Origin of the sequence: Flavobacterium zepuense (genome assembly GCF_007097145.1) — a bacterium.
In the GTDB taxonomy this organism is placed as follows: Bacteria; Bacteroidota; Bacteroidia; order Flavobacteriales; family Flavobacteriaceae; genus Flavobacterium; species Flavobacterium zepuense.
In genome coordinates this window covers 99268-114440 of sequence record NZ_VJVZ01000012.1, presented here as the reverse complement: position 1 = coordinate 114440, position 15173 = coordinate 99268, and the positions used below count along the sequence as shown (strand labels likewise).

The following is a 15173-nucleotide window of genomic DNA, read 5'->3' as shown; positions in this document are numbered from 1 at the left end:
ACTATACTTCATTTTTAGAAATCTCACCAGTAGCATTTAAAAATAATCTCTTTACGCTTTTAGGCACACCCGTTGTATAATACGGCCTACGTGCCTGTAGCAAACGTTTCTTGTCTATACGGGTTATATTATATTGATTGCTTTGATTGCCTCCCGCTACATGGTAATGGGTAGTATCTTCGCCAATGTAAAGTCCTACATGGTAACCACCTTCTCTTTTAAAAACAAGGGTGTCGCCAAGACAGGGTACACTTATCATTTGTCCGAACTCTAAAAATGATGCCGCTCTTAAGCGGGCATAGCCCTTAAACAAAACTGGTTTGTCTGCTCGCAGCGCTAATACAGTATGCGCTACGGCACACCACGCAACCTCATCACCTGTAAAAATATTAGCAACCTCAGCTTCTTTAGCGAGAGACATTATAACAGGGTTTGATTTAGCGCCGGGTATTTCAGTAGTGTTTAGCTTTCCTAATCTAAAGGCTTCGGCAACCATTTTAGGCAAGTCAGGAATTTGAGCCACCCATTGATATTTTGCTGCTATCATTTTATTATATTATTTGGTTAACATCGTTTTTAATTTCCTTTCCGCTTTTGAGTAATGTCCGTATCATACCTGCGATACTAAAAGAATGAGCTTCTTCTATATTTTCTTTTATGGAGACCATCTCAGTAAAAATTAATACCAGTGCAACTATTTTTGTAAAAAAATAATCAACTGAAAACCATATTTTAAAAAATTCTGAGAGGAGGTAATGATCCATTAGCCAAAAAAGAATTACAGCGGCTTCATATACTGCCATTTTGTTCGCAACCTGCCGTAAACGCTTACTTACTATGGGTTGTTTTAGTTTTTTACACCTGTAAACACCTGTAATGGTATCGGCCATAATGGTTACCCCAACAGCAATTAATATTCCCTGAACGGGCGAAAAAAAGGTGACAATGGATAACAAAAAAGATTGTAAAATTTTCATGATATATATTATGATGAAATATTTCATGCAGCTATAATCATACTATTGAAAGTGTTCCGGCAGATTGTACAATTACCCATTCATTAGGCGCAATTTTTTCTATCCTGATAGAATCATATTGAGCGGTAGAACTTATAGAACCTGCTGTGCCTGCTGTAGTATTGGTAATTCCATGTACTACTGTGGCAGTTTCGGGCTGCGATAATCGCCAGCCGCCAGTATTACGTCCGCGCACCTCAATAAAATCGCCTATATTAGCATTTGTGTCCAGTGGCAGAGGAATGGTAAGCATAGTACCCCCATTGGCAATATATTTTGAATTACCTATAACCGGCGTAATAACATTGCCTGTAATTGTTATTGTAGTGCCTAACTGGCGAAGCGTTATATAATGGTTTAATGCAGTAGCAGGCTGGCCATAAAAATGTCCATCGTATGTAACCCCGCCAACTAACCCAAGACCTCCTTTATTAAAATTTAACAAGTCTTGTGTACCAGATGTATTAGGATGGGACATGTTTACTATTGGTCCTGCGTTAGTAGAACTTTTGCTAAACACTATAGTATTTCCACCGATACCAATAACGGGATTTGCCGTAGAACCGCTAAGTCCTCTAATCTCATTCGCGATTAAGTACGTTGAAAAAGTTTTTACACCTGATATGGTCTGTGAGCCATCCAAATTAACGAAATCCCCAATGTTAGCTTTAGAAGCTAATATTGATGGCAACTGATCTATGTAACTATTCTTTTTGGGATTATAAACAGAAAGCCTGTTAATAATATAATGAGTAATCGATGTATGAGCAGTGGATGTTCGGTATATACCATTAGCTTGTGAGTAGCTAGTTATATTTGGACTAGCCTCGGCATCCGTATCCCAGTATTCAATGTTAAGCCCGTCATTCGCTAACTCATATACAGTAGCTTTAAGCGCAATTTTATAGCTTTCAACAACAGTATCATTTATCCCTGAATAATTAGAATAACCTAAGGCATTCATGCGCCACGGTGCAAAAACATATTGCGATTGCCCCCCGAAGGTAAAGCTGGGCCTTAAGCTGTTGTTGGATAAGGATCCGATAACTTTTAAAATACCAATTGACCCCGTTTTGGTTACGGTAATTGTATGCGTCTCGTTCGATAATCCAGCAAATCTATGAGTATAGGCGTAATAGTTGCTGGCTGTTGGTAAAGGGTAGCCTCCAAACTGCTCATATGCGTTAGAACTAAACGACCCTTGGTTTACTCCATCTATACTTATGCTATATGCAGTTGCGCCTGAACCTGTGTAAGCTATAGTAACATAGATCGCGCTACCGTTACGAGTAAATGTAGCTGTGGCTCCTGTTACTGTTGTTTTAACTCCGGTAGTTGTATTGCCATACAGGGTGTCATTTTCCCAATCGGTGCCGCTTAATGTCATGGCCTGTCCTTTTGTAGCTTCTGTACCGTATGCTGAAAGTAATAATCCCCGCATCATATTGGCAAACGGAACTGCGCCGTTGCTTCCGTAGCTCGCATAATCGTTTGTACCAAGACTAATGAACCTTAGTTCACTATTGGTGGTACGGTACAATCCATTATAGTGGTTAAAAATTTTCGAGCCGTTAATACCATTGTTAACCGAGTTAAACCCTAACGCATTGGTAACTTTACTATAAAATGAATCGTTAGGAGAAAGTAATCCGTAGCCTGTAATAAATTCATCACCCACCCAGTCTGCGGATGCAAATACCCTGCTGTTTTGAGTAAGCGATACCGGTATTCCATTTGCAGGTTTTAAGAATAACCCGGGAGAAAAGCTATATGCATCTCCGGTTCCGGGAACAGGATTGGGGTTTGTTACATACTGCAATTTAGTGGTAGCATCGGGAGCCGGTAAGTTAGGCCCAACCGATAAAAACCTATTATTAGCTGTTTGTGTAACCGTATCAGACGTTATGGCATTTATTTTAGAAGTTACCCTTACCTCCATTTTTTTAGGGGTAACGATCGTAGCGTCATCAGTGCCTGTATTTGTTTCGGCTTGGGTTGCTATCCTCGCTTTTCCCTTAATTGTCTCTGTTGCATCGGGTATTATTAATGCATCTAATGCCTGCTGCAGCCCCGCAATATTATTTATGGTATACGGTACAGAGAATTGTACCGTATTGGTACTATCCTTAAACTCTAATAATGATGGTGTTGTAGCATTAAAACCTGCTGATGCTACAATATTACTAACAAACGAACTTACCGGTATGGCGCTAAGCAATACGCCATCATCATTTTTAAGTTCGAGATTTCCGGTGCTTGTATTATAGCTAAACGTGGTACCTTCATTGTTTAAAAAGCCAACGTTGAGTGTAGCAAGCGTTGTACCTTCAGTATTTTTTAAATAAACTTCCTGCGCTGCCTGATTAGCAGTAAGGGTAAGGCCATTTACCCATCCCTGCATGGCGAAGGTATCATTGGCAGCCATTTGAGGCAATACTGCTTCAACGCCATTTACTGTGGGTTCTGTTGGGATTATATTTAGCGTGCGGCCATTGGCTCCTTTATGCTTTATAGCTTTCGCTGTGTATTCGTTAACGGTGTTGGCAGTAATATCATTTACAATAATAGGTATCGCTGTTAATGCGCCTTGCTGTGTCACTTCCTGTAAATTAGGAATGTATGGCGTTGCATTTTGCTCCTGGCTTAGCTCCTGAAAATCATTTGCAGTACTTTGTAATGCGCCCGAACCATAAGTTCCCATAATACCTACCCACAAATAAGTAATTTCAACATCATTTATAATGCCTTTAAAAAGGGTGTACCCCTCATTTTGGGGCTGTACTATAAGAGCAGGGGTTTGTGCGTTAAGCCATTCGTGTATACTTTGGCCTGCAATCACTCCATATTCTATAACATCAGTTTCGGCGTCAGTATCAATATCCTGAATAGTAGTATCGTTAGCGTATACCAGTTCTATATCGGCTGCTGTTAGTGTAGTTGCCCCACCCACACCATAGGTGCCTTTGCCTTTGTTGAATATTTTGTATTTAAACGTTTTTACAATACTGATGTAACCTAAAATGGGACCTGAAAAGTCTCCGGGTTGTGCTGTTTGTACCTGGTACTGATTGGCAATGACCCAAACCGACTGGGTATCTGAAACGGTAAAGAACGGCATGTTGTTAACACGGTTGGCGACTATGGTATTGGTAAGGTTACCTGTAAAAGAAAAGCCTTTTTTAATGTCGATGTTATCCTGTTCTGAGAATTCGCTATCTGATCCCATAATGCGGGAATAGGTAACATCTAATAATGCGGCCTGTAATGCTGTTGCCGATGTATATATTACACCGTTAAGCTTTACATCGCTATAATTGGCAGACTGTACTAAAACATCACCGCGCTCGTAACAATTAAATATCTCTATGTTGTTGCCATGCAAGGTGCTTATGTAATTTTTTAGGTATTCTATGCCATTAAGCTTAAAGCGCCTGCTGTTTACGGTAGCTATAACAATCATGTATTATACTATTTTTTTAAATCTTAAGCTGCCCTGTTTTGTAGTGCAGCTTGTATAATCGGGATGGCGGGTGCGAATGAGATAGTTCCTTACATTATCCCAAACCTGTTGTGCTGCCTGCCTGTTTAAAGTATAAATGGTTTTCCTGGCGGATGCCTCTACAGGCCTGCTGTTGTCCGATAGTTTTTCGACTACTGAGAACGGTGTGTCTATAGCCGATGAGAACATAATATAGCGGGCGTAAGCAAAGTAGGCCAATACCATTTTAAGGCCATAATTGGTATAGCTAATACCGTCATGTTCGTAAATGCCCCCATCTAACAAATCTATATGATCCTGTGGTGATGAAACAATTTTGTTGAACAGGCTTTCGCCTATGAGCGGGGCAACATCCAGCAGTTGTGCGTCTAAAATTTGCTCATTGAGTTTATCATCATGCGGGGTTTTAGCAATTTGCTTGTAGCGGGCTATATCATTCCGGGTTATCAGGGGCTGCATCTTCTATCAGTTTTAAGGGTTCAACAATAAGGCTTGCAAAATCTTGTGAACGTTGCAACAACTGGTTAAGCACTGCCGTTAGCAGGCTGCGCTCTTTACTGGTATTCTCCCAGTAGGTGCGTTTCATCTCTCTAATGGCCTCGCCGGAATTACCAAAAAGCGCCGAATCATTGGTCTTTACCAATCCTGCAGGCAGGTTATTAAAGGCTACCAGTATGTTTTCGCGAACACTGGTCTCGGTGTAATTAAACAGCTTGTCATCTATTTTGCTTTCTATTTGTTTTATCAGGATGGCATCGTCCAGCTTTTCGCCGGCAAAATCCATCTCCAGGCATAATACACCGCCCGTATTTTGTGCACCCAGGCTGTCTTTAATGGCTTTCTGGAAAGCTTCCCGTTCGTTCTCGGCATCCAGTAATGCACGGCTGCCGGGCTCCAACCCTTCGCCTACAAGGGGACGCGTAACCACCAATGTGTTACCAAAGAAGCCTTTACGCAATAGCCTGTTTTTATAGACCGATGCCTGAGATTCGCTATCGCAGTCTTCGGCGACCGAATCAATTCTCGAAAGCGGGTAAATGAGCTTGGTATCCATATTGATAAACAGAACCTGGCCTTTGTAATGCTCCCACCCACCGGCTTTTTCTACCTGTGCATCTATTACTTTTTTGCGGGGATTATAAATGTCGATAAGTTGTATGTCGCTGCGTTTCGGCTTTAGCCATTCTTTACTGATGGCTACTTTACCTGCATAATCGTTACTGTCTTTCTTACCAATGCGGCACCACTCATAAGGGATTACGCTAAAGTCGGCTATCTGGTACAGGGCATTCCAGTTAATGTGAATAAACACACCGCGCTGTTTAACAAGGTCATCGGCTACGTCGTCGGCAAAATCAATCAGCTTCAGGTTTTTTTCTTTGTTGATGATAATGCCATCTGCATCTGCACCGTAACCTTTGCCGATGAGGTACTGCACCATTATAGCGGCAGCACTCTTGGCCGTTACGCTGTTATTTATCAGCCGGTCCATACGCTCGGGGTAGGCATTGTCTATGTCATTAGCATACACATCAGTGGTTTTGCTCCACGGTGTAAGGCGTTTCCACACGTCTATTAAGAGGGTTTTCATTAAGCTGGTGCGGTGTTGGGAATATCAGGCGGACTTAAATCTTCAGGGTCTTTTTTTTTAGCTTTCGCGGCTCTCTTAACCACTTTTTTAAGGGTTTTTATTTTTTCTGAGATAGGTTCTTCTTTAGTGGGCAGCTGGGCAAAAAAGCGTTCACCGTTAGGCTGTTGCAACAGATTTTGAGCATGGGCATCGGTTATGTTGAGGTTATTAACCAGTATGGCCGACCCAAACTCCAACGGTATGTTTTCGTACTTGGCGTGCAGCCTATACTTGCAGGTATTTTGCATGGTATTATAATGTTGTTTATAAGCCGTTAGGTAGTTATGCAGGCAGGTAGGGCAGGAGGGATTTACCGGCCCCGGAAACAGGGAGGTATATTCCTTAAGGAACAGCTCCAGGTATCGCACCCCCTCGCCCGTTACAGAACGGGTGAGGGTGCTGATATCCATAGTGGAAAAATCCATAAGTTATGCCTCTGTAAAGCAGTTGTCAAACAACGTTTTCCTTTCGGTATAGCCTGCTGCAGGAAGCTCTGGGGCTACCGGTGTCCAGTAATAGGTTTTAGGCATGGTGGTTTCTTCAAAACCATCGGCAGATGAAAGTTCGAACATGATCATGTTGTCATTTTCTTTAGAGCTGTTAGTCATGGTAGTAAGCTCAAGGCCGCTGTTAAGGCCAAGTACCTCAAACGCATCGGCATTGTTGGCGCCCTTCCAAACCTGTTCTACAACAGCAATATATTTAGCGCCCTGGCTAAGTTTATCGGCTTGTTCTTTATTTTCCAGGCTTGGGCTAAAGATCACACCGCTAAAGGTGTGCTTAAATTTGTCGGGGGCATTTTCTTTCTTAACCAGTTCCCACGCCTTACCATTGGCCTGTTTAATACCGGTTAGCTTATAACCCGTTTTGCCCGTTTTTAATTGAATGCTGGTTACCTGAAGGCGGTTAAGGGCAGATACCGTAGTAGCGGTAACATCTATATCGTCTTTATTAATAAGCACAACATTTTGTTCTATACCACCTACCGGTGCGTTAAGGCAATCGAATACAATATCAGCAGTTAAATTTCCTGTACAATCCATGTTTTTTTGTTTTGATTTTTTGAATTGAATTCTTGGGGTAAAATGGTTGTTAGTTGATGGTTGCCGGTTGTTAGGTTTTGGGTGACGTAGAGACGCAATGCTTTGCGTCTCCTGTAAAATTTACACCCAATATTGTGTGAGACGCAAGGCATTGCGTCTCTACAGCCAAATAGCGAAGCCTAATATGCGGCTACTGTCATATAGCTTTCCAAATGTTTGGCATCAATGGTGTAAGCAGCATCCATGATGTTTGTTTTAAGGGTTTTATCGTAAAACACATCAAGTTTGGTAAGGTCTTCTTCGCTTAGCGTACCAACCGGGATGTTGCTTTTTGTGGTAAGTACCGCACGGTGCGGCAAGTTGTATTTAGTGCCGTTGTTTTGATACTCTTTAATGTAACGGTCCCAGTCGTAACGCACTTTAACCTCAATACCGTCAAAGTACAGTTTAGGGCGGCCTTCTTCAACCACTTCTAAAAAGCCCGAGCCTAAATTCTTATTACGCAATGTAGCGCGGTAGTTATCGGCAAGGGAGCGTGTGGCCAATATAAAAGCATCATCGGCGCTAACCAGCCTTTCATCGGCTGCGGTAACCATTTTCTCAAAGATGGTTAGGGCAACATCTTCTGGCAATGCCTGTGCCGAATAGGTAGCGGCGGCATTTTGGGTAATGGCAATGCGGTTGGTGGCGTTGCTTGGCACCTCGGTAAAGATCTGTTTAAACAGGCCATTAAAGGAGTTAAAATACCCCAGATCGGTACCGTTTGTAAACACACCGCCATTTGCAATGGTTTGGGCATTGGCATCGTTAAACCAAACCTTACGGTGAATGTTCTCTATCATAGAGGTTTCTACAGCCGAGATGATAACGCCAAACTCCTGTGTGCCCACTACATCAAAAAAGTCGGGGTTAATGCGCTGCGATTTCCTAAAGAGCTTAAGCAGGGCAGGCATATCGGTCTGGCAATGCCTAAGCCTAAAATCTTCCATAACTGGTGTCCAGAATTTTTCAGTCAGGGCAAAGCCACCCGCCTCGTTTGGCGTACAGCCTTGGGTAACTTTACCTAAAAGGCCAAGCCTTTCGGCAAAAGCAATTTGGGTTTTTACATCTATTCCCGTTTCAATCTCGTGGTATTCGGCAAGGTCGCTGTCGTTAAAAACCCTTTCAAAAATTACCTCGCTTACCGTTTCGGCCTCACGGGCATTTAGTGTTAATGCATCTGCGTTAATAACTCCCATTACTTTCTGTTTTTATTCTGCAAATATTGCTTCATGCCGTTGGTCCTGTCAGTCGTGCCGGGCTTGCGTGCGGCCACCTTTTTACCGTCTATGCTGTAGCGGCTGCCCACCTGTTTTTTAAGTGCCAGTACCTCGTTTTTAATAAGGTTAAGCTGGCGCTTTAGGTTTTTGTTCTCGGCCCTTAATGATGCCGCAGGTGCATCCTCCTCGGGTTCGATAATTTCGGTAAGCTCGCCCGCAGTAAAGACATAGGTAAAACCATCGGGCAGCAGGTACTCGCCTTCGGCAGGTGCGCCGTCTACAGTGGCAATAGCGCCAACCTCGATTACCGCATCGTCGGGCAAATCGGTAAAATCGATCTCTGCACCGGTGGCATCCTGTACGATCTTGTTAAAAATGTGGGCGTTTTTAAACTTGCCCAATACTTTGGTAAACAGGCCTTCCATCCAGTGCCTGTCTTTGTCGGTAAACGTTCCTCTCATGGGTGCGTTAGGGTTAATGAAAGCTTTAGCTGCGGCTTTAACCTGCCGCGAGGTAGTAAATCCAAGGGCGGAGAGCTGATTGCCCGTTAGCCAGGTTTCGTTCTTTAAGAGCGGCATGATGGCCTGTTCCTGTACGTTTAGTGCTTTTTTGTAGAAGCCTACCATCTTTTTTTCTATAGCACGTAGCTGATCGGCAAACTGCTCCAGTTCATCCGCAGTGCCCATAGAGCCGCCCCAGGGTAGGTGAATCATAAACGGAGTGTTTTCGCGCACCTGCCTTTGTGTTCCTGCCATGAATATCACGGTAGCAATGCTGGCTACAATACCGCTGCCTATGGTAGTAACGGGCTTGCCAAGGGCTTTTAGGTAATGATAGATGTCGAAACCCACATCTACCAGTCCGCCCTCGCTGTTAATGTGCACATTAAAGGCAGTAGCTTTAGGTTGCTTTTTTACCTGGCCTACCACATCTACAAGCTCTACGCCGGGGGTGCCGTCAAAAGTGCCTATCTGGCCGGAGATATAAATGTTTCCTGTCATTTTTCATTTTGATTTGAAAATTTGGTGATTCGGTAATTTGAAAAATCGAGGAGTCTTAAAATCGAAAGTTTGAAGTCAAAAGTCTTAAAGCGGGGTAGCTACTTGTTCCCTTATTTTGATGGTGCAAAGTTACGGCGGTTTTTGAGGCGTAGTACTGAAGTGGTTCTTGCAGTGTTTGTCCTCACCCTAACCCTCTCCGAAGGAGAGGGAACAGCTACACTCACATCGCTTACTGCTGTTTCCGTTTCCGTCTCCCCTCTCCTTTGGAGAGGGCCGGGGGTGAGGACTTTTGATGCTGCAAAGTTACGGCGGTTTTTGATGTGTAGTACTGAAGTGGCTCTTGCAGTAAATGCTTTTTGTTGCATATTTTCAACCAAGGTTATGTTGGGGTCTACAATTCGGCTAAAGCCCAATTTATGTGCAATTTAAACCCGTGGCTTCAGCCACGGGCAATACATGCCGCACTGCTAAAAATACATTATGTGTTGCCCCTGACTTTAGTCAGGGGATATTAGTGTAAGAATGATTGGCTTTAGCCGAATATAGAAAGTGTTATACTATTATTTTGTGCCGCTCGCCTATCTTTGCCATACCAATACCATTACCATGTCTTTCTTTAACTTTTTTAAAAAGAAACCGCTGCAAAATCCTCAAAAAACTGTTCTGCCCGATTTGCCCGCGCTTAACGCCTGGGGTATTTTCTTTCAGCAGGGTAATTTTAACCTGTACAGCCGCTTTGCGGGCAGCCTGCCGGGCGAGAGCGCTAACACTATTTACCTTAAAAGCTATCCTGAACTGCCCCAACTGGAGCGTGTGCATTATGCCGACTGGCTGTACATTGCTTTTAACGGCATTTTTTTGCAACGCTGGGATTCGGCCGACGGCTCTCTTACATCCCTTATATTTGTAGATGTTGATAAAGTGTCTATTAAAGAGGTTAAAACTAACATATACAGTAATAATTGGAGTGCTTATATGCAGGGTGAAGCATTGGTTTTTACTTTTAATGGAGATGCTAAAGAAGTTGTTACAGTTACGCTTGCTGACCTAAAATAAATTTTTGTATCAACAGGGTTTTTATATATTTGGGGAAAAAAATTCACAATGTCAGAACAAACTTCAATAATTATAGGCTTAATAATTCTAATCCCAATAGCTTATATTGTCTTTTTTATAGTTTCATACATTTTAATGGTCATTGTTGGATTAATTGTGGTTTCTGTAGATAGCAAAAAAGAGAGGAATGAGGAGGAGGATGAGGCTTCTGCCGAATTACTTAATGAAGTGGAATATGGAGAATATGTTCAATGGGCGGCGATTAATAATAAGCCTTTACTATTTGATAAAGTAGAAACCCGCCACCATAAGTTTATAAAATCATTTTATTTTGAAAAACTTTAAATATGATGAAGCAGTATATTAGCGAAATTATATGGACACTATTTTTTGTAATATTTTTACATACGCTTTACATATGTTATAAAAAAGCATTTTTAAAGGATAAAAAGGTCGCGAAGAAGATACCTAACATTTATATTGATGCCCATAAAACGTTTGACGAAAAACAAACGAGCAGTTTTGGCGCCGTTAGCAACGTAGAAAAACCCTTTAGCCTTGATCATTTTTATATAACAAATTACACTTATAAGAAGCACCAATCGATATTTATTGAAGATAAATAATTTAGTTTAATGATATATCCATTACTAAACAGCCCCCTTATTATAGCCTTACAGGCAACGGCGGCTAAAAATTCCGGTAACGAGAATGCATACTACATTGGCGGTAGCTTAGTTACAATTGTTGTGGCTTTAATAATTTTGCAATATGCCTGGTTTAACCCCGCTGCAAAAAAGATAGTTGAACTTGAAAAGGAAGAAACTGATTATACTCTTAGAAATGAAATGGACTATGCCGATTATATGGTATGGGCAGCCGAAAATGGCTATGATGTACATTTTGATAAAATGAGTGTTAAGGATGCCAATTTTATATATACTGAAGAAGAAGACTAACTATGAATTACTTTATTAATTATTTTTCTGTTGGATTTATTATAGTGGTTATGCTTATCAGTATGGCAAATCTGAATTCGAAAAGAAAAGCAGCCATAGCAGAAAAGCAACCTAAGAAAAGCAAGGTGCCTTATAAAAATAATATTTACGTAAAGGCACATAAGGCAATGATAAACCAAATACAGGATTATCATGAATATTTAGAAGAAGCTATATCTGAAGACAAGCCACAACACCATATCGACGCTCATAAAGAAGACAAGCCCGATATAGGCCGTAACTTACGTGAGTATTGGAGTTAAGGCTAACACCCCTCCATAAAGGCAATTACATTAAACATGCTGCGTTCGCTTATTTTATAGTTCTCGGCTACGTTGCAGGCGGCCCGGGTTTTGTTGCGTTTGCCGCGATGTAACGTTAGTATCTCAGCCTCTCTAATATAAGCCTCATAGTACACTTTCCAGTCTAAAATATGGGTTGGTACAAGGCCTTTGCCCATTAGTTTTATAAAATTATCACCAAGGCTCTGTATGGTTTCATATCGGGTCATGTTTTACCATTTATTTTTTGGGCAAATATCATTGCTGCGCACTTTTGCGCTAAGCGGGCATTTACAGGTGTTGCAATAAGTGCCTTCTACTTCTTTTAAACGGTCTTTTATAAAGGTTAGTAGTTTACCCTGTCGGGCATTAGGGCATGCCGCACAAACAGCAGCCCTGTGTTTGGCTATGGCTTCTGTAACCTCGCTTTTGCTGAGGTAGTTTTTCCAGCCGGTTAGAATATTTTGTAGCACGCGAAGTTGTTATAGTTCAAGTCTTTTGATTGCGATTTTATCAACAAATCATACTTTAAAAATTTGCCCCATCGCGCACCTGTACAAAACTGTTGCCCTGTGTAATAATATCCTGTACTGATACCACAGGCGCGGGAATAGCCGCATTTGCGATGGCTATTTTTGCAGCCAGCTCGTCTATATTGATTCCCGGTGTTGCCATTTCGCGCGATACAATACCGCCATTGGCAAAATAATTGGGTGCAGCACTCCCACCAGCCGGGAAAGCATTATTAAACGCCATAAAGTGTGCTGCCGCATTGCGGTTCATAATCCCAATAAGTTCGCCCTGCTCTGCTTCAAAACGGGTGCCATCGGCACCGGTAAACATAGTGCCTCCATTACTATGGCGGTTGCCGCCCACGGCCACTAAGCCGCCCTGCTTTAACTTTGGCTCTTTTGTAGAAGTTATCTTTTTAACGGCCGACAAACCCGATGCCACAACCACTGCCGTATTAGCCACTTTAGCAACGGTAGCCATCGGCTCCGGCAATACACTTTTTGATGCCCAAACTTGTGTAACACCATTGTAAGTATTCATTGTTGCCTCTGCTATGGCTGCGGCTTTACCCGCCGCCGTTTTTTTACCCAGCAATTGTGATACATTGCCAAACAAGGTGGCATATTGCGATGTTATGGCTGTATTTTTTGCCTGTTCTATCTTCTTTTCGTTATCAGCGTTAACTTCAGTACTCTGTTTAACTTTGGCATCATATTGCTCCTTGGTAAGAAGTTTATTGTCATACTGTGTCTTAAGCGTTTCCAGTTCGGCCTCAAAACGCTGTTGCTCAGTAATCAAATCGGCGTCATATTGCGTTTGTGCATTGGCTACTGCAATATCTTTATCGGCCTGTAGCTGTGCTGCTTTTTGTGCTTTGGTTTGTGCTTCCAGGGCATCATTATTTGCCTGTGTCTGGGTTTTAAATTCAGATTCTATTTCAGCCTTTTTAGTAAGATACGCATTATCCTCTGTGCTAAGCTCAATATTCTTTGCCCTTTTATCATCTATAATTTGCTGGTTGGTTTTGCTTTCGGCATCCAGTATTTTAATTTTAGAATTTTTAATATGTTCCAGCCTTTTCTCCTCTTCGGCAATAAGATCCTGGGTAAGTGTTTTTGCGCCGTTAAGTTTACTAACGTGCGTTTGGATGTATAGGTCGAGTTCCGACTGGGCATATTTAGCCGTAGCCTCGGCGGTATTCTTTAATCCCTCTGCTTTTGCTTCATTTTCTGCCAGTTGCAATGTACGTCTATCGTTAGCGGTTTTTTCGGAAGCATTAAATTCGGCCCGGGCTATGGCAAGCTTTTTATTTTTAACTTCTTCGGCATAATCAAGTTCTTCTTTAAGCGATTTAGATTTTTCGCCTTGTGCCTGCATAAAGATATCAAGCTCCAGTTTAAGTTTAGCGGCATAACGGTCTAATTGTGCGGTACGTTTTTGTTCGTGTTCCTGCTGCCTCTTTAGTGCATCTGCATTATTTTTATCGTCCGTGGCTTTTTTGTCATCTGCAAATTGCTTGTGCATAGCGCCGAGTTCGGTGTTGTGCTTGCGTACCAGCCCTCTTTCTTCTCCATCAATTTTTATACGTTCCAGCTGCGTTTTCTTTAAGAGGTCGAGTTCTTCTTTGCTTATGGCTTTTTTTTCGGCCAGTTCCTGCGCATAGGCAACGCCTTTTGTTTTTAGGTTGGCCAGTTCCTGGTTGGTAAGGTTTGTATTAACGGCAATTGCTATTACGGCGTTATTATAATCGTCGTTAGCAATCTTTTTACGCTGTGCATAATTTTGAGACTCTATGGTTGCCGCTTTTTTATATGCCTTAATACGATCTTCTTCGCTTAGGTTCTGGTCTTTAGAAAGTGCAATATATTCTGCCATTTGTACCTGCGCTTTTTGGTTGGCAATGTCCTGCAACCCCATTTGTTTTGCGAGTTCCTGCTGTGCCTTTTTAAGGTTCATGGCCTCCGAAGCTGCTTTTGAGGCACCTGTGGTGATACCGGAAAAAAATTCGCCAAACGATGCTGCTCCGGTAAGCAAACCGATGATAGAATTTTTAATTGTATCTATTACGGCACCCACAGCAGCCATACCCTGCTCTACCTTATCCATTAAGGGTTTAAAATCTTTAAAAACATTATACAGCCCCTGGGCTACTATTACAATTGCACCTATAATTGCGCCTATAGGGTTAGCCATTATAGCGGCTCCCATACCTTTTATGCCGCCTGTAACTCCGTTAAAGGCATTTTTAAGCAGCGGTATGGCACCTCCCGCTTCCTGTGCGCGGGAGGTTAACCCCGAGATACCTCCGTTAAAAATATTAATGCTATCAAAACTTTCTTTAACCTGCTGCTTATAGTCGTTCATAGTGGTTATAAGCCTGGCGTGTTCAGATCCGTTTTCTTGTAGCCATTTGTTGTTTTCTGCAATTTTGGAATTAATGAGGGTAAGATTGGCTTCGTAGTCAGCATCAGTTATAATAAGTGCTTTTTTTTGCCTTAGCAGCTCTTCATTATTTTTTATGAATTCATTTTCTGATGTGTTAGTTTGCTGTATTATAGCATCGAGCTTTTTTTGGGCTTCAAGTTGCGTTTGCATTGATGCTGTAAGTACATCAATATTCTTAGCTAATTCGCTGTGCAGCTCTTTTGTATATTTTAGCTGATTTTCCAGGTTTTTAAACTCTACAGTGTTAGTTTTGCCTTCAGCAGTTAATCGTTTCATCGTTTCAATAGTATCATCTATACTATTGGCATAATACTTAAGTTGCTCTTTAGCTTTACTTATATCTACATCAAGTTGTGCTATTACAATTCTATTGTTTGCCATATTACATTACGTTTATATTGAAAATATTGTTTTCAAAGCTTATAGTTTTTA

At 41.8% G+C, this 15173-nt stretch carries 17 protein-coding genes; 5 read left to right on the top strand and 12 right to left on the bottom strand.

Annotation, left to right across the window (positions count from 1 at the left end; all coding sequences use genetic code 11):
• Nucleotide 1: 1 nt before the first annotated feature.
• The 9 genes from FMM05_RS17060 to FMM05_RS17020 all read right to left on the bottom strand — a co-directional run bounded on the left by FMM05_RS17060 (nucleotide 2) and on the right by FMM05_RS17020 (nucleotide 9448).
• Entirely contained in the window at nucleotides 2–547 is a 546-nt protein-coding gene (locus FMM05_RS17060; protein ID WP_221932286.1) for a C40 family peptidase, read from the bottom strand.
• A 4-nt stretch (nucleotides 548–551) separates the two neighbouring features.
• Nucleotides 552–977, bottom strand: coding sequence for a phage holin family protein (locus FMM05_RS17055; RefSeq protein ID WP_185965618.1), 426 nt, complete (start codon nucleotides 975–977; stop codon nucleotides 552–554).
• Nucleotides 978–1014: 37 nt separating this feature from the next.
• Nucleotides 1015–4476 carry a hypothetical protein gene (locus FMM05_RS17050; RefSeq protein WP_143374629.1) on the bottom strand — a complete coding sequence of 1154 codons (3462 nt, stop codon included), beginning with the start codon at nucleotides 4474–4476 and terminating at the stop codon, nucleotides 1015–1017.
• A 3-nt stretch (nucleotides 4477–4479) separates the two neighbouring features.
• A complete protein-coding gene (locus FMM05_RS17045; protein WP_143374628.1) occupies nucleotides 4480–4974 on the bottom strand; it encodes a DUF6712 family protein in 495 nt (164 codons plus the stop codon).
• A complete protein-coding gene (locus tag FMM05_RS17040) occupies nucleotides 4949–6106 on the bottom strand; it encodes a hypothetical protein (RefSeq protein WP_143374627.1) in 1158 nt (385 codons plus the stop codon). Before FMM05_RS17040 ends, FMM05_RS17045 begins: the two co-directional genes overlap by 26 nt.
• On the bottom strand, nucleotides 6106–6570 hold the full coding sequence (locus tag FMM05_RS17035; RefSeq protein ID WP_143374626.1) for a hypothetical protein: 465 nt from the start codon (nucleotides 6568–6570) through the stop codon (nucleotides 6106–6108). The genes FMM05_RS17040 and FMM05_RS17035 overlap by 1 nt, the downstream gene beginning before the upstream one ends.
• Nucleotides 6571–6573: 3 nt before the next feature.
• Nucleotides 6574–7188 (bottom strand): hypothetical protein, encoded by a 615-nt coding sequence (locus tag FMM05_RS17030; RefSeq protein WP_185965617.1) that lies wholly within the window; start codon nucleotides 7186–7188, stop codon nucleotides 6574–6576.
• Between the two features lie 179 nt (nucleotides 7189–7367).
• Nucleotides 7368–8426 (bottom strand): hypothetical protein, encoded by a 1059-nt coding sequence (locus FMM05_RS17025; protein WP_143374625.1) that lies wholly within the window; start codon nucleotides 8424–8426, stop codon nucleotides 7368–7370.
• On the bottom strand, nucleotides 8426–9448 hold the full coding sequence (locus FMM05_RS17020) for a Clp protease ClpP (protein ID WP_143374624.1): 1023 nt from the start codon (nucleotides 9446–9448) through the stop codon (nucleotides 8426–8428). Before FMM05_RS17020 ends, FMM05_RS17025 begins: the two co-directional genes overlap by 1 nt.
• A 567-nt stretch (nucleotides 9449–10015) precedes the next feature.
• Here FMM05_RS17020 and FMM05_RS17015 point away from each other — a divergent pair.
• The 5 genes from FMM05_RS17015 to FMM05_RS16995 all read left to right on the top strand — a co-directional run bounded on the left by FMM05_RS17015 (nucleotide 10016) and on the right by FMM05_RS16995 (nucleotide 11765).
• Nucleotides 10016–10504, top strand: a complete 489-nt coding sequence (locus FMM05_RS17015) for a hypothetical protein (RefSeq protein ID WP_143374623.1) — start codon at nucleotides 10016–10018, stop codon at nucleotides 10502–10504.
• Nucleotides 10505–10552: 48 nt separating this feature from the next.
• Nucleotides 10553–10849, top strand: coding sequence for a hypothetical protein (locus FMM05_RS17010; RefSeq protein ID WP_143374622.1), 297 nt, complete (start codon nucleotides 10553–10555; stop codon nucleotides 10847–10849).
• Between the two features lie 2 nt (nucleotides 10850–10851).
• Entirely contained in the window at nucleotides 10852–11130 is a 279-nt protein-coding gene (locus FMM05_RS17005) for a hypothetical protein (RefSeq protein WP_143374621.1), read from the top strand.
• Between the two features lie 9 nt (nucleotides 11131–11139).
• On the top strand, nucleotides 11140–11463 hold the full coding sequence (locus FMM05_RS17000) for a hypothetical protein (RefSeq protein WP_143374620.1): 324 nt from the start codon (nucleotides 11140–11142) through the stop codon (nucleotides 11461–11463).
• A gap of 62 nt (nucleotides 11464–11525) precedes the next feature.
• Nucleotides 11526–11765 (top strand): hypothetical protein, encoded by a 240-nt coding sequence (locus tag FMM05_RS16995; RefSeq protein ID WP_143374619.1) that lies wholly within the window; start codon nucleotides 11526–11528, stop codon nucleotides 11763–11765.
• A gap of 2 nt (nucleotides 11766–11767) precedes the next feature.
• Here the strand turns inward: FMM05_RS16995 and FMM05_RS16990 are convergent, their stop codons facing one another.
• Genes FMM05_RS16990 through FMM05_RS16980 form a run of 3 tightly spaced genes read right to left on the bottom strand, consistent with a single transcriptional unit; the run spans nucleotide 11768 to nucleotide 15122 of the window.
• On the bottom strand, nucleotides 11768–12013 hold the full coding sequence (locus tag FMM05_RS16990; RefSeq protein WP_143374618.1) for a hypothetical protein: 246 nt from the start codon (nucleotides 12011–12013) through the stop codon (nucleotides 11768–11770).
• A gap of 3 nt (nucleotides 12014–12016) precedes the next feature.
• On the bottom strand, nucleotides 12017–12256 hold the full coding sequence (locus FMM05_RS16985; RefSeq protein ID WP_143374617.1) for a hypothetical protein: 240 nt from the start codon (nucleotides 12254–12256) through the stop codon (nucleotides 12017–12019).
• A 55-nt stretch (nucleotides 12257–12311) separates the two neighbouring features.
• Nucleotides 12312–15122 carry a hypothetical protein gene (locus FMM05_RS16980; protein ID WP_143374616.1) on the bottom strand — a complete coding sequence of 937 codons (2811 nt, stop codon included), beginning with the start codon at nucleotides 15120–15122 and terminating at the stop codon, nucleotides 12312–12314.
• Between the last annotated feature and the right edge of the window lie 51 nt (nucleotides 15123–15173).

Bases quoted from the DNA above. Each gene is read 5' to 3' on its own strand.
- FMM05_RS17060 (WP_221932286.1), bottom strand. From the start codon at position 547: ATGATAGCAGCAAAATATCAATGGGTGGCTCAAATTCCTGACTTGCCT.
- FMM05_RS17055 (WP_185965618.1), bottom strand. From the start codon at position 977: ATGAAAATTTTACAATCTTTTTTGTTATCCATTGTCACCTTTTTTTCG.
- FMM05_RS17050 (WP_143374629.1), bottom strand. From the start codon at position 4,476: ATGATTGTTATAGCTACCGTAAACAGCAGGCGCTTTAAGCTTAATGGC.
- FMM05_RS17045 (WP_143374628.1), bottom strand. From the start codon at position 4,974: ATGCAGCCCCTGATAACCCGGAATGATATAGCCCGCTACAAGCAAATT.
- FMM05_RS17040 (WP_143374627.1), bottom strand. From the start codon at position 6,106: ATGAAAACCCTCTTAATAGACGTGTGGAAACGCCTTACACCGTGGAGC.
- FMM05_RS17035 (WP_143374626.1), bottom strand. From the start codon at position 6,570: ATGGATTTTTCCACTATGGATATCAGCACCCTCACCCGTTCTGTAACG.
- FMM05_RS17030 (WP_185965617.1), bottom strand. From the start codon at position 7,188: ATGGATTGTACAGGAAATTTAACTGCTGATATTGTATTCGATTGCCTT.
- FMM05_RS17025 (WP_143374625.1), bottom strand. From the start codon at position 8,426: ATGGGAGTTATTAACGCAGATGCATTAACACTAAATGCCCGTGAGGCC.
- FMM05_RS17020 (WP_143374624.1), bottom strand. From the start codon at position 9,448: ATGACAGGAAACATTTATATCTCCGGCCAGATAGGCACTTTTGACGGC.
- FMM05_RS17010 (WP_143374622.1), top strand. From the start codon at position 10,553: ATGTCAGAACAAACTTCAATAATTATAGGCTTAATAATTCTAATCCCA.
- FMM05_RS17005 (WP_143374621.1), top strand. From the start codon at position 10,852: ATGATGAAGCAGTATATTAGCGAAATTATATGGACACTATTTTTTGTA.
- FMM05_RS17000 (WP_143374620.1), top strand. From the start codon at position 11,140: ATGATATATCCATTACTAAACAGCCCCCTTATTATAGCCTTACAGGCA.
- FMM05_RS16995 (WP_143374619.1), top strand. From the start codon at position 11,526: ATGGCAAATCTGAATTCGAAAAGAAAAGCAGCCATAGCAGAAAAGCAA.
- FMM05_RS16990 (WP_143374618.1), bottom strand. From the start codon at position 12,013: ATGACCCGATATGAAACCATACAGAGCCTTGGTGATAATTTTATAAAA.
- FMM05_RS16980 (WP_143374616.1), bottom strand. From the start codon at position 15,122: ATGGCAAACAATAGAATTGTAATAGCACAACTTGATGTAGATATAAGT.